Source organism: Sneathiella sp. D3-11 (assembly GCF_055809395.1).
The window spans coordinates 2,904,850-2,930,242 of record NZ_CM147911.1 but is presented as its reverse complement, the minus strand read 5'-3'; the positions used below and the strand labels follow the sequence as shown (position 1 = coordinate 2,930,242).

At 48.9% G+C, this 25,393-nt stretch carries 22 protein-coding genes and 1 pseudogene; 6 read left to right on the top strand and 17 right to left on the bottom strand.

The genetic code is table 11. The features are described 5' to 3' along the window. Nucleotides 1–82: 82 nt before the first annotated feature. Both AC0L73_RS14875 and AC0L73_RS14870 read right to left on the bottom strand, forming a co-directional pair. Nucleotides 83–1,114 carry a sugar ABC transporter substrate-binding protein gene (locus tag AC0L73_RS14875; protein ID WP_473654094.1) on the bottom strand — a complete coding sequence of 344 codons (1,032 nt, stop codon included), beginning with the start codon at nucleotides 1,112–1,114 and terminating at the stop codon, nucleotides 83–85. 78 nt (nucleotides 1,115–1,192) lie between these two features. After that, on the bottom strand, nucleotides 1,193–2,233 hold the full coding sequence (locus AC0L73_RS14870) for an ABC transporter permease (protein ID WP_227950866.1): 1,041 nt from the start codon (nucleotides 2,231–2,233) through the stop codon (nucleotides 1,193–1,195). Between the two features lie 387 nt (nucleotides 2,234–2,620). Here AC0L73_RS14870 and AC0L73_RS14865 point away from each other — a divergent pair, with 387 nt between their 5' ends. After that, the gene (locus AC0L73_RS14865) at nucleotides 2,621–2,740 is read left to right on the top strand and encodes a 5-deoxy-glucuronate isomerase (protein WP_473654093.1); all 120 of its coding nucleotides are present in this window, start codon (nucleotides 2,621–2,623) and stop codon (nucleotides 2,738–2,740) included. A gap of 44 nt (nucleotides 2,741–2,784) precedes the next feature. Here AC0L73_RS14865 and AC0L73_RS14860 read toward each other — a convergent pair whose 3' ends face one another. The 15 genes and pseudogenes from AC0L73_RS14860 to pxpA all read right to left on the bottom strand — a co-directional run bounded on the left by AC0L73_RS14860 (nucleotide 2,785) and on the right by pxpA (nucleotide 21,385). Further along, entirely contained in the window at nucleotides 2,785–3,909 is a 1,125-nt protein-coding gene (locus AC0L73_RS14860) for a hydantoinase/oxoprolinase family protein (RefSeq protein ID WP_473654092.1), read from the bottom strand. Further along, nucleotides 3,857–4,837: a hydantoinase/oxoprolinase N-terminal domain-containing protein gene (locus tag AC0L73_RS14855; protein WP_473654091.1), complete on the bottom strand. Its 981-nt coding sequence runs from the start codon at nucleotides 4,835–4,837 to the stop codon at nucleotides 3,857–3,859. Before AC0L73_RS14855 ends, AC0L73_RS14860 begins: the two co-directional genes overlap by 53 nt. Before the next feature lie 7 nt (nucleotides 4,838–4,844). Beyond that, nucleotides 4,845–6,560 (bottom strand): hydantoinase B/oxoprolinase family protein, encoded by a 1,716-nt coding sequence (locus tag AC0L73_RS14850; protein ID WP_227950859.1) that lies wholly within the window; start codon nucleotides 6,558–6,560, stop codon nucleotides 4,845–4,847. Between the two features lie 77 nt (nucleotides 6,561–6,637). Then, nucleotides 6,638–7,633, bottom strand: coding sequence for an ABC transporter permease (locus AC0L73_RS14845; protein WP_227950857.1), 996 nt, complete (start codon nucleotides 7,631–7,633; stop codon nucleotides 6,638–6,640). Further along, nucleotides 7,626–8,648: an ABC transporter permease gene (locus AC0L73_RS14840; RefSeq protein WP_473654090.1), complete on the bottom strand. Its 1,023-nt coding sequence runs from the start codon at nucleotides 8,646–8,648 to the stop codon at nucleotides 7,626–7,628. The genes AC0L73_RS14845 and AC0L73_RS14840 overlap by 8 nt, the downstream gene beginning before the upstream one ends. Nucleotides 8,649–8,651: 3 nt before the next feature. Continuing rightward, on the bottom strand, nucleotides 8,652–10,241 hold the full coding sequence (locus AC0L73_RS14835; RefSeq protein WP_227950852.1) for a sugar ABC transporter ATP-binding protein: 1,590 nt from the start codon (nucleotides 10,239–10,241) through the stop codon (nucleotides 8,652–8,654). Between the two features lie 30 nt (nucleotides 10,242–10,271). After that, a complete protein-coding gene (gene torT / locus AC0L73_RS14830; RefSeq protein ID WP_473654089.1) occupies nucleotides 10,272–11,354 on the bottom strand; it encodes a TMAO reductase system periplasmic protein TorT in 1,083 nt (360 codons plus the stop codon). 310 nt (nucleotides 11,355–11,664) lie between these two features. Then, nucleotides 11,665–13,038: an aspartate aminotransferase family protein gene (locus tag AC0L73_RS14825; RefSeq protein WP_473654088.1), complete on the bottom strand. Its 1,374-nt coding sequence runs from the start codon at nucleotides 13,036–13,038 to the stop codon at nucleotides 11,665–11,667. A 96-nt stretch (nucleotides 13,039–13,134) separates the two neighbouring features. Further along, a complete protein-coding gene (gene capA / locus AC0L73_RS14820) occupies nucleotides 13,135–15,219 on the bottom strand; it encodes a caprolactamase subunit alpha (protein WP_227950845.1) in 2,085 nt (694 codons plus the stop codon). 32 nt (nucleotides 15,220–15,251) lie between these two features. After that, nucleotides 15,252–17,027 (bottom strand): caprolactamase subunit beta, encoded by a 1,776-nt coding sequence (gene capB, locus AC0L73_RS14815; RefSeq protein ID WP_473654087.1) that lies wholly within the window; start codon nucleotides 17,025–17,027, stop codon nucleotides 15,252–15,254. Nucleotides 17,028–17,082: 55 nt separating this feature from the next. Next, nucleotides 17,083–18,057 carry a 5-oxoprolinase subunit C family protein gene (locus tag AC0L73_RS14810; protein ID WP_473654086.1) on the bottom strand — a complete coding sequence of 325 codons (975 nt, stop codon included), beginning with the start codon at nucleotides 18,055–18,057 and terminating at the stop codon, nucleotides 17,083–17,085. Continuing rightward, nucleotides 18,047–18,921, bottom strand: a pseudogene (locus AC0L73_RS14805) (5-oxoprolinase subunit B family protein). Before AC0L73_RS14805 ends, AC0L73_RS14810 begins: the two are co-directional and overlap by 11 nt. A gap of 25 nt (nucleotides 18,922–18,946) precedes the next feature. Continuing rightward, a complete protein-coding gene (locus AC0L73_RS14800) occupies nucleotides 18,947–20,314 on the bottom strand; it encodes an acetyl-CoA carboxylase biotin carboxylase subunit (RefSeq protein ID WP_473654085.1) in 1,368 nt (455 codons plus the stop codon). A 46-nt stretch (nucleotides 20,315–20,360) separates the two neighbouring features. After that, a complete protein-coding gene (locus tag AC0L73_RS14795; RefSeq protein WP_227950834.1) occupies nucleotides 20,361–20,603 on the bottom strand; it encodes an acetyl-CoA carboxylase in 243 nt (80 codons plus the stop codon). Between the two features lie 53 nt (nucleotides 20,604–20,656). Continuing rightward, entirely contained in the window at nucleotides 20,657–21,385 is a 729-nt protein-coding gene (pxpA, locus tag AC0L73_RS14790) for a 5-oxoprolinase subunit PxpA (protein ID WP_227950832.1), read from the bottom strand. A gap of 130 nt (nucleotides 21,386–21,515) precedes the next feature. Between pxpA and AC0L73_RS14785 the strand changes: the two genes are divergently transcribed. From AC0L73_RS14785 to AC0L73_RS14765, 5 genes are all read left to right on the top strand, one after another. Further along, nucleotides 21,516–22,427, top strand: a complete 912-nt coding sequence (locus AC0L73_RS14785; protein ID WP_227950829.1) for a LysR family transcriptional regulator — start codon at nucleotides 21,516–21,518, stop codon at nucleotides 22,425–22,427. Nucleotides 22,428–22,464: 37 nt separating this feature from the next. Further along, nucleotides 22,465–23,220: an SDR family NAD(P)-dependent oxidoreductase gene (locus tag AC0L73_RS14780; protein ID WP_227950827.1), complete on the top strand. Its 756-nt coding sequence runs from the start codon at nucleotides 22,465–22,467 to the stop codon at nucleotides 23,218–23,220. Nucleotides 23,221–23,327: 107 nt separating this feature from the next. Further along, nucleotides 23,328–23,855, top strand: coding sequence for an FAD-dependent monooxygenase (locus tag AC0L73_RS14775; RefSeq protein ID WP_473654084.1), 528 nt, complete (start codon nucleotides 23,328–23,330; stop codon nucleotides 23,853–23,855). Next, nucleotides 23,852–24,949 carry a GMC oxidoreductase gene (locus tag AC0L73_RS14770; protein ID WP_473654083.1) on the top strand — a complete coding sequence of 366 codons (1,098 nt, stop codon included), beginning with the start codon at nucleotides 23,852–23,854 and terminating at the stop codon, nucleotides 24,947–24,949. Before AC0L73_RS14775 ends, AC0L73_RS14770 begins: the two co-directional genes overlap by 4 nt. Next, nucleotides 24,946–25,374 carry a hypothetical protein gene (locus tag AC0L73_RS14765; RefSeq protein ID WP_473654082.1) on the top strand — a complete coding sequence of 143 codons (429 nt, stop codon included), beginning with the start codon at nucleotides 24,946–24,948 and terminating at the stop codon, nucleotides 25,372–25,374. The genes AC0L73_RS14770 and AC0L73_RS14765 overlap by 4 nt, the downstream gene beginning before the upstream one ends. Nucleotides 25,375–25,393 lie beyond the last annotated feature (19 nt).

Below are 25,393 nucleotides of genomic sequence, written 5' to 3'. Positions count from 1 at the left end.
GGAGGGGCTCACTCAGATTCGGGGAAAGACATTATGTGTGGACGACGTACATCAACATCGCCCACTCTTTTTTCCAGACCAACTACTTGGCTATCAAATCGTGACAGTCTGTTGCCTTAACCGTTTTTGAATCCTGAATCATGATCGGTGAATAGAGTGCAAATGGCTTCTCCCCGGGTTCCAGGCCCGTCTGGGCAATAGCCTGAATGGCATTGACCACATCACGACCTTGCAAGATAGAGTCATAACTGAAGTGCTTGTGTAGTACTCCAGATTCCAGCGCGTCACATACCGGACGAGAATTACTACCGCTTCCGTAGACAAGCACCTGGTCACTAAGGCCGGCCTCTTTCACCGCCTGCCCGGAACCAAGCATCATAATTCCCCAAACGCCCGCAGTGGCGCAAAGATCGGGGTTTTGCTGCAATACGGCTGCTGTAATATCATGGGCTTTCGTGGCATCCCACTGAGCGGCCTGATCATTGACGATTGAGATAGCAGAATCTTCGCCCAATGCCTTTTTGAGTCCGGCGACAAACCAGACATTCGCCGCAGCTGTCAATTCACCTTGTACAATAGCGACTTTGCCGCTCTTTCCGCTACCGGTGCCGCATTCCTTGACAATATCCTGTCCGATTTCTTCCCCATGGCTCACCCAGTCAACGCCAACAAACCCGCTGGAGCGATAATTGGAAGCCATATTCAGCTGAATAACATGTGTTCCGTTTTCTTCTGCCTTTTTCAGCAGCTTGGCCAGCACCTGGACATCAGGATTTTGGACCACAAGATAATCAACTTTATCGGAAATCAAAGCCGAGATAGCCTGCGTCATAGCATCGACTTTCCACGCTGGATCCTTAACCACGAACTTCATGCCCGCAGCTTCAGCTGACGTCTGAATGCCATACATCCAATAGTCAGACAGCGGCAGGCCCAAGGAAATTGGCACATAGGCTACCGTCTTACCTTCAACCGCAGTAACATAATCACTACGCACCATACGTTCCGTTTTACCGCTGATTTTGCCGGCGGCCATTGTTGTAGATGCGACTGTAATCGCGACGCCCCCTATCATGAGCGTGCTGGCGATTTTCTTGATTATTGCCTTTACCATTTTCGTAAGCCTCCCTTACATTGACATTTTATTCTTCTCTCAGAACGCGACCTCATCCGAACTTATGTGACGAAGTCGCTAGTGGTCTCCCTGCTTATCTGTTTCTTCGTCTTTTGGATGTAATCTGCGATCCACGATAATTGCCGCCAGTAAAACCACCGCCTTTGCAATATTCTGGACATCCGAATTGATATTCAAAATTGTCATGCCGTTGAGTAGAATACCGATCAGTATGGCACCAACGACAACACTGACTATTCCTCCCCGGCCACCGCTCAGGCTTACTCCACCCAGCACCACGACGAGCAGCACATCGAAAATCAGTGTCGAATTTACGATTTCCGTGTTCATCGACGCGACAGTTGCGGCGGTCGTAATACCCGCAATAAACGCAGCAGCGGCGCTTATCATGTAAGTTAAAATTATGAGCGGCCGCACTGATATCCCAATTAGTCTCGCGGCTAGAATGTTATCGCCCAGACCGTAAATATGTCGCCCGATCGTTGTGCGCCGTAAAAACACATGAATAACGCCCGCAACAACAAGGAAAATCAGAACCGGCATCGGCAATCCAAAGACGATCCCTTGCCCCAGAAACAGAAAATCCGCAGCCTCTTTCGGTGGATAAGCATGAACGCCACTTAAGAGCACCCATCTGCCAACTCCAAAACAGACTAACCCGGTTGCAAGGGTCGCAAATAGCGGTGGAATTTCTATAAACGCTACAATCCAGCCATTCAGAATTCCCACTACAAGCGCAAAACCAAGGCCCAGGAACATGATCGTCACAAGACTCATGTCACTCGACATCAAGGTCAGGACCCAGGCTGAAGAAATGGCCATCACCGAGACTTGAGATAAATCAAGACCACGCCCGATTACGACGACCGCCATTCCTGTACTGAGAATTCCTAAAACCGCAATACTGCGCAGCATGGTCACCAAGTTCCCGAAAGAAGCGAAACCCGTGAGCGTCACCGCGAAGAAAAGAAAACAAACAAGGGCCGTCGCCAAGACGATCAGTTCCTGACTTGGTTTTTTTAGCCATCCCTTTTTTGCATAAGAGTTCTGATTTAAAGACGCATTTTCAGCAGTCTCAGCAAGATCTTGCCTGCTCATGCGACGCTCGCGGATAGATAGTTCCAGGCTAATGTCAAATTTTCTCTCCCCCGAGCATTGACGATTATTACTGTTTTTACGCCTTCCTCATTACTCTAATCCAAAATCCTCTAAATTAGCAAATTAGAAATCTTTGTTTTTTTAAATTCAACCATTGAGAGTTGAATTATCAAAAGACATCTTGATGAACTAATTTGACGCCCAATTTGAAGGGGCATCCCCTAGTCGTTCTCGCACTGGACATTAATAGAGATATTTTGGGCAGAGTTCAGAAGCGGTGAGAACAATGATCAAGCGATGAACTGATCAATGTTTTTTTCAGCGGGCGTTATATGTATGATCACAGAAATGATAAAACCATGACAGTCGAAGACGATAAATGTCGTAATGGTTCTCAGGGGACATCATCCTGTTGGTACGCGGCACATCTATAGTTTATACTACTTAAGCGTTATCGCCGACCCAAAGAGTGAACAGCTCTTCAACAATAGTCCCGCGCATGAATAGATTGTAAAATAGTCTTGCGAAGGTTCGCTCGGCTCGGCGTTGAATTACTCCAACTCAGTGATTACCAGCAAACCGGTAGATGTCATTTCAACGACTTGACCCGGTAGCACCAAGCAAGTTGTCGTAGGCTCTTCAATTATCAAAGGTCCCTCAAGCTGGCAGCCTGAGAAAAGCAATTCACGATCATAAACGGGGCATTCTACCCAGCCGTAATCTGGACCAAAAAAGACATCCCTCACGCCTTTCTTTGAATGGATAACCGATTGTTTTTCTTTCGGTATTTCACTTAGTGCGATGATATCGCTCTTATACTCAGCTTGCAGATGCAGATTAGTGATTTCGACCGGGCTTTCCGGCAACTGAAACGTATAGGCGGTTTCATGGGTCGCATGAAATGTGTCTAAAAAGCTCGCCACCGTATCATTGAGTTGAAAAGCGGCAGAAACGGAATGCTCCTGTCCTTGATAGCGCGCCTCAACGGAAAAATGAAGATGCAATTCCGCAGCTTCACTCACATTAAAATGTTGTTCTGCCTGAGCGATCAATTGTTGGAATTCCGAACGGACCTTTTCCAATCCCTCATTATCCATTTCACAGAACAAAGTCCTCCGCAAATCAGTCCGCGGCAAGGCCGCGAGCATCCCCCACGCGGAAAACACACCCGGATATACCGGAATTACCGTTGATTTTACGTTTAGCTCCCGCCCTAATTTAGTGGCCAACATGGGCCCCGCACCGCCCGTCACGACCAAGGATAAATCCCTGGGATCATGCCCACGCTGAACTGTTACAAGCTTCAAGGCATTTATCATATTAGCTTCAGCGATACGAATAACCGCGCTTGCGGCCTCTTCAACTGAGCATTTTAATGCAAGAGCAATTGGTTCAAATGCAGTACGCGCACTTGCTATGTCTAGGACCATTTGGCCATTGGCGAAATTCTCAGGATCAAGAATTCCAATAACCAACTTGGCATCAGTTACAGTTGGCAAAGTGCCGCCTCGCCCGTAGCAAACCGGTCCCGGCGTTGATCCCGCACTATCCGGACCAACATGTATATGACCCGCGTCATCTATCGACGCAATAGAACCGCCGCCTGCGCCGATCTCAACGATATCAACGACCGAGACTTGAACCGTATAGCACTGGCGAAAAGCGGCTCCATTCAAGTTTATACTCAGGAACTATTTGCGGACGTCCGTTCCGGATTAAAGAACACTTAGCCGTGGTCCCCCCGACATCAAGCAACAAAACATCCGGTGCATCAATCGCTTGGCCAATTCTCACAGCCCCGGCAATTGCTCCCGATGGCCCCGATTCAACAAGCGTGAGTGGCTGCAACCTGACATCATTAAATGTCGCCACCCCACCGTTAGACTGCATCGCATATAGCGGGCAATCGATCCCGATTTCTGTCAGTTTGCTCTCAAGGTTCCTGAAATACCTATCTATTACAGGTTGAACATACGCATTCAAAACTGCCGTACTCGTTCGCTCATATTCACGCCATTGTTGTGAAATCTGACTACTTGTAGAGACCATGACGCCCGGCAAAAGCGAGCGCAACAAGTCGGCACACCGCACTTCATGCCGATCATCGATATAGCTATGTAGAAATACAACCGCGATAGCCTCAATACCTGCGTCTCGACAGATATCAGCAACTTCGGCCACTTCGGCTTCAACTAACGGCGTGACAATATTGCCTTGCCCATCAAGACGCTCAGTTATTTCAAGGCGATAACGACGCGGAATATAAGGCGGCGGCGTTCTCGCCTTTAGATTATACAGATCGGGTCGATTACCGCGCCCAATCTCCAAGACGTCCCGAAAACCGCGCGTCGTAACAAGCGCCGTTTTCACGCCTTTCCACTCAGTAATAGCGTTAATAACTGTGGTGCCGCCATGAACAAAAAAATCAACAGCCGCTAGGTCAAGATTGCTCGTTTCGCATGCATCAGAAATGGTGTTAAGAACACCAGCGGATTGATCATCTGTCGTGGTTAGCGTTTTTGCAAACGTGATTTTTCCCGTTTCCTCATCATAAGCGATCAGGTCAGTGAATGTGCCGCCTACGTCTGTTGCCAATCTCACCATAAGCCTGTCACTCCTCACCCATCTTGAGGGCGGTCTGACTCAGACCATATGTCTCGAAAGCTTCTTCTGGCGTCATAAATCCATCAGCGATATCCGTCTGAATATCGGTAATAGAGCGGTCTTCTGAAGCCCCCCAACCGCCACCGCCACCGGTGACAACCTTTACATGGTCACCCTCCTGAAGTTGCCAGTTCGGATGATGATGGACACGAGAAGGAGTACTATCTGCGGCCGTCTGAACCTCAACGAAATTACAACTTCCTACAGCGCCGCCCTCCATACCCCAAGGTGGTGTACTGTTGCGACTGATGCCGCAAAAGAAAGACGCCTCGTCAGTGCGCATTTCATATTCGCGTATCAAACCGTAGCCACCACGATGGCGTCCTGCGCCGACACCCCCTTCAATATTGAACCCGTAGCGACGCACAAGAACCGGCAATTTCGCCTCCAGCAACTCTACAGAATGGTTATAGGTATCGCCATCAGTCAAAGCAATGAGCGCATTAGCGCCGTCACGATCAGAGGTCGCCCCCCAGCCACCGTGCTGCGGCTCGATATGAACGAACAGGTCTCCATTTTCCTTTTTACCGGTTAGATAGAGTACGGTTAAACTAGTATAGGATCCGGCCGAGAATTGTTCCGGCTTCAATGGAGCCAAGGCACGCCACACAAGCTCTGATGCATGAACGGACCCTTCATAGTACCAGCCTGTCGGTGCTGGCTTGGCCGCGCTAAAAACCGTGCCTTCCGGAACGATAACATCCAATGGCGCAAACCAGCCCTCATTAGATGGCGCACTTGGATCAACAAGCGCCTTAAAGACAGTCTTCACAGCCGATTCCAGCGCGCCACGTGTACAATTGACTGGCCCCGCTGTTGTTGGGGAACAGCCCGTAAAATCAGCTGTCATATGATCGCCCGCGATGGTGATCCGCACACATACCGGAATGGGATCGTCCGTCACCCCGTCACCATCGATTGTATCTTGGGCTTCATAGACGCCGTCCGGAAGCTCTGCGATCACTCGACGGCTACTCTGAGAGCTGCTCTCATTAATCTCAGAGAACGCTGCACTGACTGTCTCAAAACCATATTTCTGAGTGGCGTCACGAAGATTTCGCTCCGCAATTCGGACGGTTGCGATTTGAGCCCGGAGGTCGCCCATTGCCAATTCAGGCATACGCACATTCTCTTCAATCAGACGAACCAGGTCATCATTGAGTTTATCTTCACGGGCGATACGGATTCCTGGAAGTCGCAATCCTTCCTGAAAAAGAGAGGTCGCATCAACAGGCAAGCTGCCCGGCACAGTACCGCCGATGTCCAACCAATGCGCAACAGTAATCGCATAGGCTAACAATTGTTCTTCAAAAAATATGGGCCGAATAATGGCGACATCATTTGGGTGGGTTCCGCCCGCAAACGGGTCATTCGTCACAAAGATATCTCCGGTCGCCATGTCATCCTTGTAGCGTGCCGCCAAAGCTCTCACTTGATAAGAAAAAGTACCCGTGAATAAGGTGATACCGTTTGATTGTGCAATCAGGTCGCCGTTTGGCGCACAAATACCACACGCGAAATCAAGAACCTCGTATACGATTGGGCTCATGCTGGTCTTTGTCATGATGATGCCCATTTCATCGACGGTCGCCAGCAGTTTCCCGGTCAGGATTTCGACTGTTACCGGATCAACCTTCTTAATTGGCTCTGGGCTATTAGACATCAGTTTCCAGTGTTAATCCGCCCAGAATAATCTATCGCGGTATCTCAGAAGCGAAATTTACTCTAAATCGGCTTGTGTTATTTGGTTCGTATACGATCAACAAAGACGGCCGCAATTACGACACACCCCAGAACAATCATCTGAACATTGCCATCAATGCGCGTCAGGTTCATTCCATTTGACAGAACAGTAACAAACACGGCACCCAATAAGACCGCCGGGATACCCCCAACACCACCACGCAGGCTTACCCCGCCAATCACGGCGGCGGCGATACTCTCCAGTGCAATGCTGCCACCTAAGTTCGGTTCACCCGAACCTGTACGCGCCGTCAACAGAATGGCTCCGATTGCCGCCAAGACAGAACAAATAATATATGCATATGTCAGGTACAGGCGGCTCGGCATGCCGGCAACCTTAGCGGCCCTTGGATTACTGCCCAAAATGTAGAAACCCCGCCCGAACACGGTCCGAGTTAAAATCAAATGGATGATCACGAGCAGAACTGCGGCAATAATAATTGGCGCAGGTATGCCCAAAAATTCTCCACTATAAACCATATTACTGAATTCGCGTGGCACCCCAAAGACCGGCCGGCCACCGGATATCGTTGACGCAATCCCGTAACAGATATTCAACGAACCAAGTGTTACAATAAAGGGATTTACGCGCAGAACAGAAACGCAGAACCCGTTAAACGCACCGACTAGGACACCAAAGGCAATTCCGGCGGATACAGAGAGAACAATAGCCAGCGTCAAGGATTCAGGGTCGGACTTAACAATACCCGTCATAACCAACGCGACCAGCACACTGACGGACGATACGCACATGCCAAGCGACAAATCGAATCCACGGGTCAGGATCACCACCATTTGTGCGGCGGCAAAAATGACCAGATAACTGGCTTGCGTGGTAATATTCAGAAGATTTGCTTCAGACAGGATGCGCGGCTCGACAGCGGCAAAACCAAGCCCCATCAAGACAAGACAAATTGGCATCAGCCAACGCATGATTAGTGGCATAATGCGAGAAAGCTGCCCTTTTTGTGCGGAAACCGATGCGTCACTCACGAATTTTCCTCCGGTTACCATATTCTTCAAGTGCAACAGCAAAAATCACGATAACGCCAAGCACGATCGTCTGAATTTTACTGTCAATCCGCACTAAATTCATGGAATTTGTTACAATCGACAAGAACAAAGCGCCCAATGTCACCAGCTCGACCCGGCCAATACCGCCCCGCAAGCTGACACCGGCAATGACCGCCGCCGCAATAGATTGCAGCATCATAATATCACCGCCAAGCGTCGCATGGCCCGAGCCAACACGAGCGGTCAGAAGAACGCCAGTAATCGCAGCCAGCGCGCCGCACATCGTATAGGCTGTGATCAAATAGCGTTTCGTCGATACACCGGATACCTGCGATGCCTGCAAATTTCCGCCAATGGCATAGATGTATCTCCCAAGAACCGTAAATCGCTGAATAATCCAAACGATTATAACAAGGGTCAAAGCGACGTAGACTGTGGTTGGTAAACCAAGCCAAAGAGCACGGCCAAAACCGTTTACAAAAACTTTCGGCATTCCATAAACAGGAATGCCGTTAGTTAGCAGCAAGGCAACACCAGAGGCAATTGAGAGCGTTCCCAAGGTGACCATAAATGGAGACACCCGAAGGTATGCAACGCACAGACCATTCACTAACCCTACAACTACGCCGCACCCAATCCCAGCCGCGACGCCAATGAAAATCACCAAACCGACGTCATCCGGCATGATACCGAGCATATTCGCCATTACCGTGGCCATGACAGTACTAGATAATGCGACAACCGCTCCGACGGATAAATCAAAGCCACCGACAATCAGAACCAACATTTGCCCCGCGGCCAGGATCGCCAGAAACGAAGTTTCCCTGAGCACATTGAGGATATTGAATATCCCCAGGAACCGAGGTTCGAAGATTGACAAAGCGGCGACAATGATCACCAGCAGAATAGGCAATAATCCCATCGTTGAAATGACCCTGACAAGATGGTTCACTTCTTTTTGGGGCAGATGACCTGAAGCTATGTTATTGCTCACCAACTAGGCTCCTGCTTTTGAATTTGCTTCTTCATCTTGGAAGAAACAGGATAAGACAGCTTGCTCGGTCATATCATCACCGGTCAATTCAGCGACCAACTTCGCACGATGCATGACGTAAAGCCGATTTGAAAGGTTCAAAACTTCTGGCAACTCTGACGAAACGAGAATAATTGCTGCACCGTTGTCGACTAATTCTTTCATGAGATCATAGACCTCGACCTTGGCGCCAACGTCAATCCCGACCGTCGGTTCATCAAACAAAAATATATCGGTTTCCCGGGTTAATCCGCGCGCCAACATGACTTTCTGTCGGTTACCACCGGATAGATTGCCTACTGCACGCTCAATATTGGGTGGCCGCAATTTTAATCGATCAACAATGCCCTGAATGAGCTTTCGCTCGTTCAGTTTTTTCAATACTCGCATCCATGAGAAATCCGTCAAATTGAGTGCGGCCATAGACGCATTTTCGCGAATGGGACGTTCCAGGGCCAAGCCTTCGGCAACCCGATCAGAAGGAAAATAACAGACACCTTTACTTAAACTGATATCCGGGCGCGGGTGCGAGATTTGTTCGCCTTTAACAATGATCTCTCCCTCTTCTAATGCCTCCAGCCCAAATACGGCCCGCACGAGTTCTGATTTGCCGCAACCAACAAGTCCTGCAATACCTGTAATCTCGCCAGCGCGAGCATAGATACTCACATTCTCAACCACGTGATTGGCGAGTGTAAGATTATTAATCTCAAGCAGTTTTTCTGCCGGCTTATGGTCAATTTTTGGAAACAGGACATCAATTTTGCGCCCTGTCATCAATTCCACGAGCTCATTTTCACCGACATCGGCGGCATTGCATGTTTCAATTTTGAGACCATCACGCAATACAGTAATTCTATCACCGATTTCTTTTATTTCGCGCATGCGGTGGGAGACATAAATAATGCCCACACCGTCGGCTTTTAATCGGCCAATCAGTTCGAACAGCTTATAGGTTTCGTTCTCGGTCAGGGATGCAGTGGGCTCGTCCAAAATCAGCAACCTAACATCGGCGAGCAGGGCTTTGGCAATCTCAACCATTTGCTGGTGCGCTCGTGACAATGACGACACGCGTTTTTTGGGATCTAAATCGAAGCCCAACATCTCAATGACTTTAGCGGCACGGGCACTCATCGCCTTTTTGCGAAGGAACCCGGTCGTAGATGTTTCTCGTCCCAAAAAGAGGTTCTCTTCAACCGTCAAATTCGGGATAAGTGAAAACTCCTGAAAAACAGGGCTAATTCCCATGACACGCGCTCGGTGGGGTGTCAGATGAGAAATGTCTTTCCCATCATAGCGAAATGTCCCTTTATCCGGCGGGAATGTTCCCGCGATAACATTTATAAGTGTTGATTTTCCTGCGCCGTTCTCGCCAAAAAGTATATGCACCTCACCACGACGAAGATCGAAATCTACGTTATCCAACGCGAGAACACCGGGAAACTGTTTAGAGATGCCACGCATCTCAAGGATACTTGAAGAAGGAACCTCCTCCCCAGTGTTAGCTGGGGAGGAAATCACTGCATCAAGAACTTGATCTGAATCTTTATACATAGGTTATGATTCTCTCAAGCTATTCGTTGCTTATTCTGCGGTCACAGAATATTCCGGCTTCCATGTCGCTGGCGCGAGTACCAGATCCATGTTGATTTTGTCCGCATTCGCTTTAGCAATCATATCGGGGATTGGCTTCAGGAATGTTTTCAATTCTTTACCTTCAAGAGCGCGGATTGCCATATCGACAGCAATCATGCCTTCAAGTACCGGATATTGCGTCGCAAATCCAAGAATTTCACCACTGTTCATGGCATCGAGCATTGCCTGATTTTCATATGAAGACATGATCATCATGTCATCGCTACGACCGATCTCGGCAACAGCGCCAATCGCGGCTTCAGCAGTCGGAGCTGAACCCCAGATAACATTCATGTCCGGATAAGCCTGCAGAGCGTCCTGGATCAGCTTGAGCTGAACACCAACGCCTGTATCACCAAACATTTCAGTTTCGATTTTCACGTTGCTGCCATCAAGAGCGCGCTGGAAGCCTTCATAGAATGCTTCTGCCCAACCAGATCCTGCAGGACCAGGGAATGCTACAGCGTTTGCCGGCTTACCCTTAAGGTGATCGAGTAGATATGCGCCAGTTTGTTCGCCCATGGTGTCAAACTCAACAAACATTTTTGCTGTTGTTTTTGCTTCTTTAACGGGGTTCACCGTCGCGATAAGCGGCTTGCCAGCAGCAATGCTTTCTTCGAACTTCTTGGCCAGTCCCGCTTCGGAAATCGGACCAACAATGATTGCATCGGCGTCAGAGGCCATGCAGTCATCGATTTGAGACAGCTGACGCGGGAGGTTCTCGTAACCACCAGCTTCAAGCAATGTCATATTGACGCCTTGGCGCTTGGCTTCAGTCACGATGCCGTAGGCAACAGCAACCCAGAAGCTATCTTTCATATGCGGGAAGGAAACGCAAAGGTTCCAAGGCTTGGATGCTTTTTCTAACGGAGAATATGTGGTTTCCACATTCTTGCCCGAGCTCGCATCATAGACCTTTACCGGCCACCAATCATCGGCTGCCTGTGCACTTGCAGCTGTGAGTGCAAATGCACCCAGAGCAGCTGCTACTAACGATGTTTTAAGACTTAATTTCATTATTTTCGCCTCCATGTATTAGCCTTGTTGTGAACGTCGGAAAATGAAATCTAACTTATAGAATTATGACGATTTCATTCAGACTTAATCAGATGATTTACTTGCCGACGTTATTTAACTGTCACCTTCGCTCCTACGCATTTACTTTAAGTGCCGCAGGTATCTTACGAGGAAGTTAGCGAAGCTCCCTCGTTGAAACTAAAGATCATCTTAGCGCTTCTGCTATCATTGTAAAATCTGAAAATCAAAACACTGACATCACTTTTTTCAATATTAAACAATGCTTTTTCACCAAAAAAACACCTTTAGATAGTAAATATTACTGTTATCCCAGAATTTCTTTCGCCTCATCCAGTCCTCGCGTAATTCGATCGAACATCTCGTCGATTTCTTTCTCTGTAATTATAAGCGGAGGGCAAATACCAACGCCGTCACCAGGCATCGGCCGAAGTATAAGATTGTGTCCCAAGATTTTTTCAACAGCTAAGGGCGCCGCTTTTGCGCTGGCGGGATATTGCTCTTTGGTGGCTTTATCAGCCACCAGTTCCAGGCCACCAATCAGTCCGACACCGCGCGCCTCACCAACCAGCGGGTGTTCGCCCAAGGCCTTAAGTCTCTTTTGAAAATGTGGTGCGACACGTTGAACATGGCCTATGATATCGTCATCCTCATATATCTTTAGTGTTTCCAGCGCCACAGCCGCTGCAACAGGGTGTCCACCATAGGTGTTTCCCGTTCCAAAAGTCCCCAATTTGGTACTGTGTTCGACGAATGCGCTATATATCGCGTCCGTAATCAAAACGGCACCAATTGGCAAGTAAGACGAGGAAAGCTGCTTGGCGCATGTCAGGATATCAGGCTTGATTCCATAGGTATCTGATCCCCACATTTCTCCAGTTCGACCAAAACCGCAGATCACTTCATCTGCAATCATCAGCACGTCATGCTTTTTCAGAACCTTCTGTATTTTTTCGAAATAGGTTTTGGGCGGCGTCATAACACCACCCGCGCCCATGACCGGTTCCGCGATGAAAGCAGCAACCGTTTCCGGACCTTCATCCTGTATTTGCTGATCGAGATTTTCTGCCAGCCGTGTGGCAAAGTCCTCTTCTGACTCGCCATCTTCTCCATACCGATAATAGCATGGCGTATCAGTATGGCGGATGCCTTTGATTGCGGGCAGATCCCATCCATCCTGCACATACGGCAGAGCTGTCAACGAGCCAGCCGCCACCGTTACGCCATGGTATGCGCGTTTGCGAGAAATGATCTTTTTCTTCTCCGGTTTGCCGATGGCATTATGATAATACCATACCATCTTGATGGCCGTATCGACAGCTTCAGAGCCAGAATTGACCAGATAAACCTTACTCAGGTCACCCGGGGCCAATTCAATCAACTTTTCAGATAGGTCGATAACCGGCACTGTCGCCCGGTGCGAAAACGAATGCGAAAATGGCAGGACGTCCAGTTGACCCTTAATCGCATCAACGAGCCGTTTTTCACTAAAGCCAAGGCCCGTACACCAAAGCCCCGCAAGACCTTCGATATATTTATTATCTTGGTCATCATAAATGTAAATGCCTTCGCCTCTCGTTATAACAAGAGGTCCTTTTTCCTGATGAACGGCCAAGTTGGTGTATGGATGTAACGAATAAGCCAGATCGCGACCGGCAAGAGAATTTGGTGCATAGTTCATAAGTGTATCTCCGTGATCAAATATCCCGTGGACTGATCGCTTACTTCATTTCGATCACTAAACAAGGACATCGAGTTATATTAAAGTTCGTGTCGATTACTTCTTTTGTTTGTGCTTCAGCACGTAAGAACCAGACTTATCAAGTTTCGCTGACCAACCTGGTTGAACAACAATTGAAGTCGTTGTTTCTTCAATGATAGCAGGCCCCTCAATCTGAGCGCCGGCACCAAGCTTATCACCATCATAAATAGGTGTTTTGGTCCCCTTACCTTTCGCAGAAAAGATCGCTTTACGATGGCCTTTAAGGGCTTTTTCCAACTTGAGACCCTTGCCGAGTTTAAGCGGGTTTGGCTTTTCTATCCGGCCATAAAGCGTGCATTCAACATTCACTATTTCGACAAAATTATGCGGTTCTGAGTAGGTGTAAAGTTCCTCATGGCGCTTATGGAACGCCATTTTCACATCCTCGATAGACTTATCATCAATTTCAAAATTGCCGATTTCAACTGTACACTCGTGCACCTGACCAACATATCGCATTTCAATACTGCGTTTGACATCAATCTGTGACTTCTTGAAACCATCCGCGATGAGATGCTTCGTTCCTTTCGCCTCAAGTTCCTTGAATACCTTGTTAATACGCTTATTCGGCGCGCTACCTTCGAGCCGAACAGGACAAGTCGCCATATAGTTATACTTAACATCCGAAATAATCTGACCAAATGCACAAAGGCCAGAGGCCAGCTTATTCAGAATGACCGTTTTGACACCCATTTCAGAGGCAAGCGCTGTGATATGTGCGGCGGTCGCACCACCTGCACCCACAAAAACAAAGTCACGCGGATCATAGCCACGTTCAACAGAGACGCGGCGAATACCGTTCACCATATTGTTATTCACGATAGTAAACATCCCAAAGGCCGCATGCTCCACCGAAATACCGAGTGGGTCCGCCAAATGGGTCTTAATCGCGTTATAAGCCTTATCCATATCAAGCGGCAGGCGCCCGCCAATCAATCCTTCCGGACTCAAATATCCAAGCACGAGATTTGCATCAGATACCGTGGGCAACTCACCGCCCTTACTATAACACGCAGGCCCAGGGTCTGCGCCCGAACTCTGCGGCCCCATTTGCATGAGGCCCATATCATCAATGTGGCCAATCGATCCGCCGCCGGCGCCAAGCGTTTCCACTTGGATCATCGGCACACCAATTCTATAGCGTAAAAAGTCGATATCTTTGTTGAGGTTTGTAACCCCATCTTTGGTTAGCGTAATGTCGAATGACGTACCGCCCATATCAACGGTTATGACATTTTTGCTGTTGAAAGGTTCTGCCACATACAACCCAGCTTGGGGCGCAGAGGCCGGTCCAGAATTAATCGCGTAAACGGAGCGATCACCCATTACTTCGCCAATGGCAAGACCGCCGTTAGACTGGAAATAACGGACTGGATATTTGGCCCCGAGATCGGAGAAATATTTATCCACAGATTCCACATATTTACGCAAAATCGGAGCTAAATAAGCGTTCGTTATCGCCGTTGAAGTACGCGTATATTCCCGGACTTGCGGATACAAATCACTGCCAACTGTAATGATAACCCCGGGCAGCATTTCGCGCGCAATCTCGGCCGCACGGAGTTCATGTTCCGGATGCAACACAGACCATACAAAAGAAATGGCGACACTTTCGACACCCTCTTTCTTAAACAAACGGCATGCGGCTCTTATATCGGCCTCATTCAATGGTGTTTTAACTGAACCATCAGAGACAACCCGCTCCCGAACACCCTTACGAAGATAGCGCGGCACCAACATCGTTGCCGGAGGATATTCAGGGTCGTAGCGATATCCATCTTCTTTATGGCCTAATCGAATCTCAATCGAATCCTCATGGCCCGCAGTACAAATCAAACCGGTCTTCGCGCCTTTATGCTGAATGAGCGCATTTAGCCCGACAGTCGTACCATTAATGCACAAATCACAATTTGATATTATTTCTTCGATACTTTCACCGATATCTTCAGAAATAAGTTCAAGGCCTGTTTGGATTGCTTTCCTCGGATCAGACGGCGTGGACGGTGTTTTGTACAGTTTGATCTGACCGTTTTGTTCTGCCAAAACGAAATCTGTAAAGGTGCCGCCGGCATCAACGCCCAAGCGATATTTCATACGCATGATATTTTCTTCTCTTTAGTCTATCTAAATAACTAGGCCGCGATGGATTTAGCGCGTAACTTCTTAGTGGCATCTGCGTCCACTTCCAAAGTTTTCGTGCTCTTGATCACGACACCGTAGTCACTTGCCGCGCCCTTAATCGACACCAAACCATTCTTAACGTCATCAACGACTTTTGGAACCTCACGCTCGAACGGATTACCATAGCCACCGCCCCCGGGATTCTTGTTGGTAACTGTGTCACCGGGCTGAATGTCTTCGATAACATTTTCACGTATTATCTTTACCTTGCCCTTACGCTTCACTTCGACGCGACCAACTTTGCTATCAATAAGCGTCGATTTCGCACCGGCAGCACCCATAGCAGGAATATGCCGCCCCTCACCAAAAGTTATAAAAGTCATTTCGCTATCTAACGGCTCAACTTCCCAAGCAGTCCCAGAGCCACCGCGGTACTTCCCTGCACCACCGGAGTCTTCCATCAACGAATATTTATGAATTATGATTGGGTAGGAGTATTCCAAAAGCTCGACATCCCCTGATGTCAACGCCCCGAAACAGCACTCTGGACCACACGCGTGCCAACCGTCCTGCTGCGGTGTCGCGCCGGCACCCGAAATCATGCTCGCCAACACCATGGTGACGTATTCTTCGTCATGTCGTTTATCCCACCCGGTAATATTCAAACCGTTTGAATGCCCCCATGAGGCCGACACTTTCGACGGCATAGCCTGTTCAAATGCCAGACGAACCGCGTCGGTCAATGTCTCCATTGGCGTGGTCGTGCAATTCATATGAGGGGCCGGTTCCTTCGCATTACAAAGGGTGCCTTTTGGGCCCATATTGACGCTGATGCAACGATACAGCCCTTCGTTATAAGGGGGTGGAAGTTGCGCATACATCATCAGCCCGAGATAAACGCCTGAGTAGGAGTTACCCTCATAGGAATTGATGAAATACGGGATCTGCGGCGGACTTGCGATTTCAATATGGCAAGTATCTTTCTTGATCGTTACGGTCGCCGTAATATCAAAGTCACCTAATCCGTGGCCAGCATCTTCAAGAACCGCCGTCCCGGTATACTTGCCATCCGGGACCGTCTTAATTAACGATCGCATATGCTGTTCTGCCATCGACAGAAGTTCATCGATACAGTCGTCAACGACATCCATGCCGTATTTATCGATCAAACCTAGAAGGTTCCGCTCACCTACCTGACAGGCGCCGATCAATGCATTGAAATCGCCTTCCTGATCGCGGCGCGCCCGCATGTTGGTCAAGATCATATTCAATACATCTTTGCGTGGCTTTCCTTTGTCCCAGATTTTTACTGGTGGAATCCGCAAACATTCTTCATAGATTTCCTTAGCATTCGGGTTATAGCCCGCAGGCACTGGCCCGCCAATGTCCGTCAGATGCCCCTTGCAAACGGTCCAGTATCGGAGCTTGCCTTCAAAAAATACTGGCTTGTAAAAACAGACGTCGATCGCATGACTGCCGCCATAGGCTGGATCATTATGCAAGATAAGATCGCCTTCGTGGATATCGTCGCCAAAATATGCGGCGACAACTTTCATCGCCGGGATCAGTGATCCTAGATGGATGGGAATGTCTTGCCCCTGCAAGATCATCTCGGGCTCACCATTAAAAAGGGCCGTTGAGTAGTCATGCGCCAGGTTAAAAACGCTAGAACGAGCGGTTTTCTCCAGGGACAACGTCATCTCTCGTTGCGTGGTCTCGAGGACACCACGAACAACAGATAAAGTGATCGGATCAACCTTGCTCTTGTTTTTTGTCTTCTTTGTCATCTTAACCTCTTATTGAAAAAATGTTGTCCGCCGGCCCAACGGTCTTTTTGATATACTATGCCAATGATGCCCTTACCTTATCGAGCAACGCCCTCCGATCATGACGCGCTGCAAGCGCCTCTTCCATGTCCACTTTTACGAAGCGGGTTTCAGAGTGTGGCTGCAGTTGGCCAATTAGATCCATATCTGCGGAAATCACGGTGCCTACCATGAAATACCCGCCGCCTGACACCGCATCACGATGCAGAACAATTGGTTCTGTACCGCCGGGCACCTGAATGGATCCATAAGGATAACAACCATCAACAATATTAGACGGATCGGAACCCGCGCCGAATGGGCGCTCACGTTCATTGAACTGAATGTGCTGACCCCCTTTGAAACGATACCCGATACGGTCCGCTTCTGGCGCCACTTTCCATGTATCGGAGAAGAAGTTAGTTCCCGATTCCTCGGTGATCCAATGCCAGTAGAGCCCCGGCAAAGCCCTCAACTCGGCAGGATTTCCTGGCAGACGACGAAGCTCTGGAACAACGGTCCTGCCACTCCCCGCCCCGAGGGTTTCAGACAATAACTTCAGTTCATCATCTTTACCGAGCGGGCGGCCTTCAAAACCGCCAAGGGCACCAAGGGCATATGTTGACCTGCTACCTAACACAACGGGAACATCGATACCGCCAGAAATAGCGATATATGCCCGTGCTCCAGACTTTAGATAATCAAATGACAAGACCTGACCCGCCTTTATTTCAAAAGACGACCACGATTCCCGCGCTTCACCATCGACCTTTGGTGGCAAATCGCCACCTGTAACTGCAACGGTAGCGTCTGCCGTGAATTCCAGCTCTGGCCCCATGAAAACCGCTTCAAGAGCAGCCGCACCTTCCTCATTACCAACGAGCATATTGGCAACCCGGAGGGCAAAGCGATCCATGGCACCTGAAATCGGGATACCCAAATGATAATAACCGGGGCGTCCGAGATCCTGAACTGTGGTCGCAAGACCTGGAGAAATGACTTTAATCGCCATAGAGGACCTCCTCGAGCTTTTGGTTGTAGGCATCAATATCTTTATTAAAATCATCGAGAGAAAATGTGACTGTTTTCACTCGCGGCTGATAAGTACCAGCCTCTACTTCAGCGACAATTTTATCATGCGTTGCATGATCAATTGGCGCGAACTTGACGATGTCTCCGGGCTTAAAGAACACCATGAAGTCTTTAAGGTAGCTGATTTCTTGTTTGGGATCGTAAATCGGCATAGGTGTCACACCGAACATCTGATACCCGCCGGCCCCTCGCACCGAATAAATGCAAGAAAAACACCCACCGTACCCTACCGTCTGCTTTGGTGTATCGGTACGGGGCCTGAGATACTTCGGCACCTCAAGCTGGCGCGCGCGATCAACCATCTGATAAAGGAATGGCAACCCTGCCACGAAGCCGACCATTGAAACGAACCAAGGCGCGGAATGATGGGCCTTGATAAATTCATCTGCATTATCAAACCCGTTAATTTTCGCTGCATAATCAAGATCTGTCCCGTTAGGGTCCTGATGGCGTTCGCGAAAGCGCATTAATGTTTCATGCGTCCACGGATCTTTATAGAAGACCGGCACTTCGACAATGCGGGTTTCAATCGTATGATCGGCGTGTTCCGCAGTCGCTTCTATTTTCTTGAGTTCCGCCAACATCTCCTTGGGACTAATCACATCAGGATCAAACTTAATCTGGAAGGATGCATTTGCCGGACAAATTTCTGTAACGCCCTTTATGCCCTTGTCACGAACACCATTCGTCATCGACAAGCTTTTAAAAAGGCTTCGAGAGACATTTCCTCGTCTACTTCAACAAAGATGTGTTCATCGCCGCCGAAAGTGTACCTCGTTTTCATATATTACCCACCTTCCCAGTTATACCTACTCGCCCAACTTAGCCTTATTTTTCTCCAACCAACCCTCAAGCCATCGGGTGTCAAACCGCGCGTTACGAACATCTTCGTCCGCGGCCAAGGCAATAAATAATGATTTTGTCGTCTTCACGCCCTCGGTCTTGAGTTCATTCAGAGCGCGCTGCAAGCGAATAATTGCTCCATTTCTATCCTCATCCCAAACAATCAACTTACCCAGCAACGAGTCATAGAATGGTGGAATGGCATACCCTGCATACAGCATCGTATCAAAGCGAACACCCGGACCGCCGGGCGCGATAAGTTCACTGACGACGCCAGGAAACGGCATAAAGTCCATCGCTGGATCTTCCGCATTAATACGCACTTCAATGGCATGACCGCGTGGAACAATGTCTTGCTGTGCATAGCGTAACGGCTCACCGCCCGCGATACGGATCATTTCCCGGACCAAATCAATACCGCAAATTAACTCAGATACAGGATGCTCGACCTGAATACGGGTATTCATTTCTATAAAATGAAAATCCTGCGTCATATCATCGTATAAAAATTCGACCGTGCCTGCGCCTTTGTAGTTTACCGAAACGGCCAGTGCGACAGCCGCCTGGCAAAGCTTATCCCGAACATTTGCGGGCAGCACCGCAGCCGGTGCCTCTTCCCACACCTTCTGGCGTCGACGCTGAAGCGAGCATTCACGCTCATAACAATGAATGACGTTCTCACCGTCACCGAGTACCTGCACTTCAATATGCCGTGCAGACTCTATAACTTTTTCAATGTAGAGGCCGCCGTCACCAAACGCAGCTTCTGCTTCTGCCTTTGCCTGAGGCGCCTGATGTTCAAATTCGGCCATATCGGCGACGATCCGAATTCCCCGGCCGCCGCCACCCGCCGCAGCCTTGATCATCACAGGAAAACCCGTTTTATCGGCAACTGCTCTGGCTTCTTCAATGTTTTCAATGCGGCCATCGCTACCCGGTACAGTCGGCACGCCAGCCTTCTCGGCGACTTGCCGCGCCGATACCTTATCACCCATCAATCGGATGGTGTCGCCGCTCGGCCCAACAAAGATCATTCCCGCAGCGACCACAGCATCTGCGAAATCTGCATTCTCTGAAAAGAATCCATAGCCTGGATGCACCGCATCGGCTTTGGTACTTTTCGCGGCTTCTATAATTGCGGAAACATTTAGATAAGATTTTGATGCCTGTGCGCCACCAATATTGACAGCTTCATCTGCTAACTTCACTGCGAGAGAGTTAGCATCGGCATCACTGAACACCTGAATAGTATGAATGCCCAATTCTTGCGCGGCACGGATTATCCGTACTGCAATTTCGCCGCGATTGGCGATTAATAGCCTACGAATAGTCATGATAAGTCCCTAGCATTCTAACATGATATATTTGACTTACTCCTGTTCAATCAGAGAGTTCAACTATTGGCTGACCTGCCATCACCGCATCTTCATTTTCAACCAGAAACGAACTAACTGTGCCCGCGGCATCCGACTTTACTTCGTGGAATGATTTCATGACCTCGACCAAGCCAATGACGTCACCGACAGCAACGCTATCGCCTTCGGATTTATATGCCGGATCATCTGGTGTTGGCTTACGATAGAACGTACCGGGAAGCGGAGATAATACCTGTTTGTTTGCCATTTTTCCTCATCCATTGCCAAAAGTTATAAGATTTTTATCTGTAACATTATACCTCATGCGGCCATGTACGGCTGGATGGCCGTACGAACTGCTGTCGCTATTTCAATCGCATTCGGCGTATCTGAATGTACGCATATTGAATCCGCGCGCACATCAATCTGGTTCCCGCTAACAGACGTTACCTTGCCTTCATTAATTGCCCGAACACATTTCGCTGCCGCGCCATCCGCATCGAACGCCTCGTGGACCTGAGAAACGATTAAACTACCGTCATCATTGTAATCCAGGTCAGTGTAAAACTCAGACACGAATTCATGCCCGCGCGCGGGGTACATTGTTTCGTGAAGTGTGCCTATCATGCCAAGCAAAGGTACCTTGAATACATCAGCGGCATCGCAAACCGCGGCGGCAATATGTTCTTGGCTGGCGGCCATGCCATAAAGCGACCCATGTGGTTTGATATGATTGAGGGTCATCCCCTCTGCGTCAAGAAATCCTTTAAGCGCGCCAATTTGATAAATCAGGCAATTCGCCATCTCTTCACGCGACATCTTCATTTCGCGGCGGCCAAATCCCTGAAAATCCGGCAACGACGGATGCGCACCAACTTTCACACCATGCTGCTTCGCAAGCCGTACAGTTTTCCGCATATGGTTGAAATCCGATGCATGAAAACCGCACGCTACATTTGCAATTGAAATAAGAGGCATAAGACCTTCGTCATCGCCCATTTGGTACAATCCGAAACCTTCTCCCATATCACAATTCAACGTAACCGCCATTTTCCATTCCCTTATCGTGTTGTATTGGATTTTTTTATGCGTACAGTTTGGCAACGATTAAGCGGTATTGTAAAATAGAAAAAAATGCTTGATGATATCGATTTTGTAGATGCGCCTAAGGATCGAGTTTATGCCATTAACCTTGAAACAAATTCGTTACTTCATCGCAACAGCAGATTTTGGACAGATATCTCAAGCGGCCAAAGAGTTCAATATTTCACAGTCGACTGTGACTGCGTCCATTCGTCAGCTAGAAGAAGAAGTTGGCATGCCTCTATTTGAGCGCCTGCCGTCAGGTGTTTCACTCACCAATGAAGGTGCGCGATTCTTACAGCATGCACGCAACATCATGGCTGCTGTTAATGAAGCAGTCCAAACACCACTATCAACCGAAATCAATTTGTCGGGCAGCATTCGCGTTGGAATTACTACTACTGTTGCCGGCTATTTTATGCCAAAGCTCTATGTTCGCTTCACACGAAGCTATCCAAACTTAAAACTTGAAATGATCGAGGCTTCCCGGCCAGAGGTAGAAAAAAGTCTTTTAAAGGGGGATCTCGACATCGCCGTCATCCTGGTGTCAAACTTGGGAGATAAGCAACACCTTAAGTTTGAAACCTTGGTCCGCTCGAAGCGACGTCTTTGGCTCCCATCAAATCATCCACTACTTGAAGCAAAAACCATTACTTTTGGTGACGTAGCCAAGGAATCCTACGTCATGCTGACCAGTGATGAAGCAGATCAGACGGCCGGTAAGTATTGGATGCCGACAGGGCTTAGCCCGAAAACAATTTTTACGACATCGGCTGTGGAGGCCGTAAGAAGCATGGTGGCTGCGGGCGTGGGGGTCACAATATTGTCCGATATGGTGTACCGCCCATGGTCACTTGACGGCCAACGAATTGAAACAGTTATCCTTGGGCGGGATATTCCAACGATGGACGTCGGTTTAGTATGGAACCCTGATAATCAGATGTCCCCCATGACAAAAGCTTTCATGGATTTTATGCATCTTTCGTTCAGCGGTGCCGGATCAGAATAAATTTATTGTAAAACAACCATCTTTGCGGAGAAGAAAAATGAAGCTGAAGAATAAGATTGCCATTGTTACCGGTGGCTCGCGCGGAATTGGTGCCTGTATCAGCAAACGGCTCGCGAGCGAAGGTGCGATTGTCGTGGTTGTTGCACGGTCCAGAAAGTCAGAAGCCGATGCATTAGTTGACACTATCAAGTCTGATGGCGGCCAAGCCCACGTCCATATGATTGATTTATCGACACCCGCAAATTGTCAAAAGCTGGTTGATCAGGTTGTCGAGGAATTAGGCCGCGTCGATATTTTAGTCAACAACGCTGGAATTTTTACGCCGACTCCTATTGAAGAAACGACTGAAGAAATTTGGGACCAGCAACTCGACATCAATCTCAAGTCGGTTTTCTTTCTCAGCAAGGCTGCCATCGCAGACATGAAAACTCGCAAAAGCGGGAAAATTATCAATGTGACGTCAATTGCAGGAGTTGGGGGTTTTCCGAATTCAGCCGCTTATTGTGCGTCTAAGGGCGGGCTCGTCAATATGACCAAGGCTATGTGCCTGGAAGTCGCGAAGTTCGGCATTAACGTCAATGCGGTAGCGCCCGGTAATATTAAAACAGAGATCAATGCAGACCTGAGAAAAGTCGAAGGTTACGACGAAAAAAATGCGTCCCTCACACCGAATGGTGTCGGGCATTTGGATCCGGAAGAGCTCACCGGCTCAGTCGTGTTCCTCGCCTCCGACGACGCCAACTCTATCCACGGAGTAAACCTTCTTGTCGACGGAGGATGGGCAGCCTGGTAGCAGAATTTTTCATTTCGGACATTGAAATTAGTGTCGGGTTCTAGATAATAGGCGTTTCGCATAAAGACTGTATTGTCCCATAATCGACTGAATTGATTGGCAAAAACATGAATAAGAAAGCTGATAGGGCCGAAGTCCTCATTATCGGCGCAGGTGTATCGGGCGCTATTGCCGCAAAACATCTTGCTGAGGCTGGGGTCCGTGTTGTTTGCCTGGAGCAAGGTCGTAAGGTTGAGCCGGAAGAGTTTTATGGCGATAAACCAGAATGGGAATTAATGTCTCAAAAGCGTTGGCACCCTAATCCAAATGTCCGTGACCAACCCACAGATTATCCGATCGACGTCTCTGAATCTGATGTTAATCCGCTAATGTACAGTGCCGTTGGTGGCAGCAGTGTAATCTATGCGGCGCATTGGCAGCGTTTCATGCCGTCGGATTTTCGCGTTCGCACACTCGACGGAGTCGCGGATGACTGGCCTTTTAAGTATGAAGACCTTGAGCCCTTTTATGATCTTGTTGATATTGAAATGGGTGTGTCCGGGTTAGCAGGTGATCCGGCTTATCCGCCTATGTCACCTCCCCCTTGCCTCCCCACCCGATCGGCGCTATCGGCAGGCGGGCGGCTAAAGGTATGAACGATTTGGGTTGGCATTGGTGGCCAGCGCCGCAAGCCATTCCATCCCGCCCTTATCGCAATCTCAGTCAATGCGCTCGGCGGGGGACCTGTATGCAAGGCTGCCCGGAACAAGCCAAGGCGTCGACCGACCTAACCCATTGGCCGGACGCCTTAAAATCCGGCGCCACCCTGATCACCGGCGCGCGAGTACGCCAAATCACTATGAACGCCCAAGGAAAGGCAAACGGCGCGATCTATCTGGATCGTGAGGGAGCTGAACAATTTCAAGCTGCAGAAACCGTTATTCTATGCGCGAACGGTATAGGTACACCGCGCTTGTTGCAGCTTTCGGCCACAGCCGCATATCCAGACGGGTTGGCAAATTCGTCTGGCCTCGTTGGTCGCAATTTGATGATGCACCCGTTCGCTGCTGTTGTTGGATATTTTGACGATCCAATGGAGAGCTGGGTTGGACCCGCTGGTCAGGCAATCCATTCGATGCAATTTTATGAAACCGATGAAAAGCGCGGCTTTGTTCGGGGCGCAAAATGGAATGCCATGCCAACAGGCGGACCGCTTGGCATGCGATCTGTTTACGGCGGCAAACCACTTGAAGAATCTTGGGGCGCAACTCTACATCAATCAACAAAGAAGCGCTTCGGTCGATCTTTCGAATGGGGGATTATTGCGGAAGATTTGCCAAGCCTCGACAATCGGGTTGTCTTGGATGATACCTTGATAGATTCTGACGGCATTACCGCCCCTAAAGTAATCTATAAAAACTCAGAGAATACTGAACGCTTGTTGGCCTTCCATCTTGAACGCGCCAAAGAAGCGATGATGGCATCTGGTGCAACGGATATGTCGACGACCGAGTTGATGCGCGATTGCGGATGGCATCTGATGGGGACCTGTCGCATGGGGAATGATCCGAAGAATTCCGTTACCAACCAATGGGGTCAGTGTCACGACGTGCCCAATTTATACATTTTTGATGGCAGCTTGTTTGTCACCTCGTCAGGCTTCAACCCGACGGCCACTATCGCTGCAATTGCGTTGCGTTGCGTGGCTCATATGATTGAAAACCGTAGCTCCGTAGTGGTGGCATCATGATTGATCAAATCTTGACTAACCTCGAACATGAAACCTTCGCCACCTTAGCGGATGTATTGATCCCTGCAGCAGAGTCAATGCCATCATTTAGCGACCTAGGCGCGCATAAAACCCATGTAGAAAGAGTGTTGACGTTGCGCCCCGAACTTCAGGCAGACCTGCGTCGAGCCTTGGCAAAGGTGAATGCCTCGTTACCCAACGAAGCACTTGAAAAACTGAATATGGGTGATCCGCAAGCCTTTGGTACACTCGGCCTTGTTGCCTCGTCAGCATATTATCTGGATACTGAAGTTCGCGACTTACTTGGATATCCGGGGCAAATCAGTCGACCAGCAAGCCCGGAAGAAGAGCACGACTACCTAATTGATGACTTGCTTCAACCTGTTATTGACCGAGGGGCAATTTATCGTAAAGCCCCTGATTAAAGTGCAAGGTAAATGGTGT

Excerpts from the sequence above, each read along its gene's own strand:
- AC0L73_RS14875 (WP_473654094.1), bottom strand. The coding sequence starts at position 1,114 with ATGGTAAAGGCAATAATCAAGAAAATCGCCAGCACGCTCATGATAGGG.
- AC0L73_RS14870 (WP_227950866.1), bottom strand. The coding sequence starts at position 2,233 with ATGAGCAGGCAAGATCTTGCTGAGACTGCTGAAAATGCGTCTTTAAAT.
- AC0L73_RS14865 (WP_473654093.1), top strand. The coding sequence starts at position 2,621 with ATGGTTCTCAGGGGACATCATCCTGTTGGTACGCGGCACATCTATAGT.
- AC0L73_RS14855 (WP_473654091.1), bottom strand. The coding sequence starts at position 4,837 with ATGGTGAGATTGGCAACAGACGTAGGCGGCACATTCACTGACCTGATC.
- AC0L73_RS14850 (WP_227950859.1), bottom strand. The coding sequence starts at position 6,560 with ATGTCTAATAGCCCAGAGCCAATTAAGAAGGTTGATCCGGTAACAGTC.
- AC0L73_RS14835 (WP_227950852.1), bottom strand. The coding sequence starts at position 10,241 with ATGTATAAAGATTCAGATCAAGTTCTTGATGCAGTGATTTCCTCCCCA.
- torT (WP_473654089.1), bottom strand. The coding sequence starts at position 11,354 with ATGGAGGCGAAAATAATGAAATTAAGTCTTAAAACATCGTTAGTAGCA.
- AC0L73_RS14825 (WP_473654088.1), bottom strand. The coding sequence starts at position 13,038 with ATGAACTATGCACCAAATTCTCTTGCCGGTCGCGATCTGGCTTATTCG.
- capA (WP_227950845.1), bottom strand. The coding sequence starts at position 15,219 with ATGCGTATGAAATATCGCTTGGGCGTTGATGCCGGCGGCACCTTTACA.
- capB (WP_473654087.1), bottom strand. The coding sequence starts at position 17,027 with ATGACAAAGAAGACAAAAAACAAGAGCAAGGTTGATCCGATCACTTTA.
- AC0L73_RS14810 (WP_473654086.1), bottom strand. The coding sequence starts at position 18,057 with ATGGCGATTAAAGTCATTTCTCCAGGTCTTGCGACCACAGTTCAGGAT.
- AC0L73_RS14800 (WP_473654085.1), bottom strand. The coding sequence starts at position 20,314 with ATGACTATTCGTAGGCTATTAATCGCCAATCGCGGCGAAATTGCAGTA.
- AC0L73_RS14795 (WP_227950834.1), bottom strand. The coding sequence starts at position 20,603 with ATGGCAAACAAACAGGTATTATCTCCGCTTCCCGGTACGTTCTATCGT.
- pxpA (WP_227950832.1), bottom strand. The coding sequence starts at position 21,385 with ATGGCGGTTACGTTGAATTGTGATATGGGAGAAGGTTTCGGATTGTAC.
- AC0L73_RS14785 (WP_227950829.1), top strand. The coding sequence starts at position 21,516 with ATGCCATTAACCTTGAAACAAATTCGTTACTTCATCGCAACAGCAGAT.
- AC0L73_RS14780 (WP_227950827.1), top strand. The coding sequence starts at position 22,465 with ATGAAGCTGAAGAATAAGATTGCCATTGTTACCGGTGGCTCGCGCGGA.
- AC0L73_RS14775 (WP_473654084.1), top strand. The coding sequence starts at position 23,328 with ATGAATAAGAAAGCTGATAGGGCCGAAGTCCTCATTATCGGCGCAGGT.
- AC0L73_RS14770 (WP_473654083.1), top strand. The coding sequence starts at position 23,852 with ATGAACGATTTGGGTTGGCATTGGTGGCCAGCGCCGCAAGCCATTCCA.
- AC0L73_RS14765 (WP_473654082.1), top strand. The coding sequence starts at position 24,946 with ATGATTGATCAAATCTTGACTAACCTCGAACATGAAACCTTCGCCACC.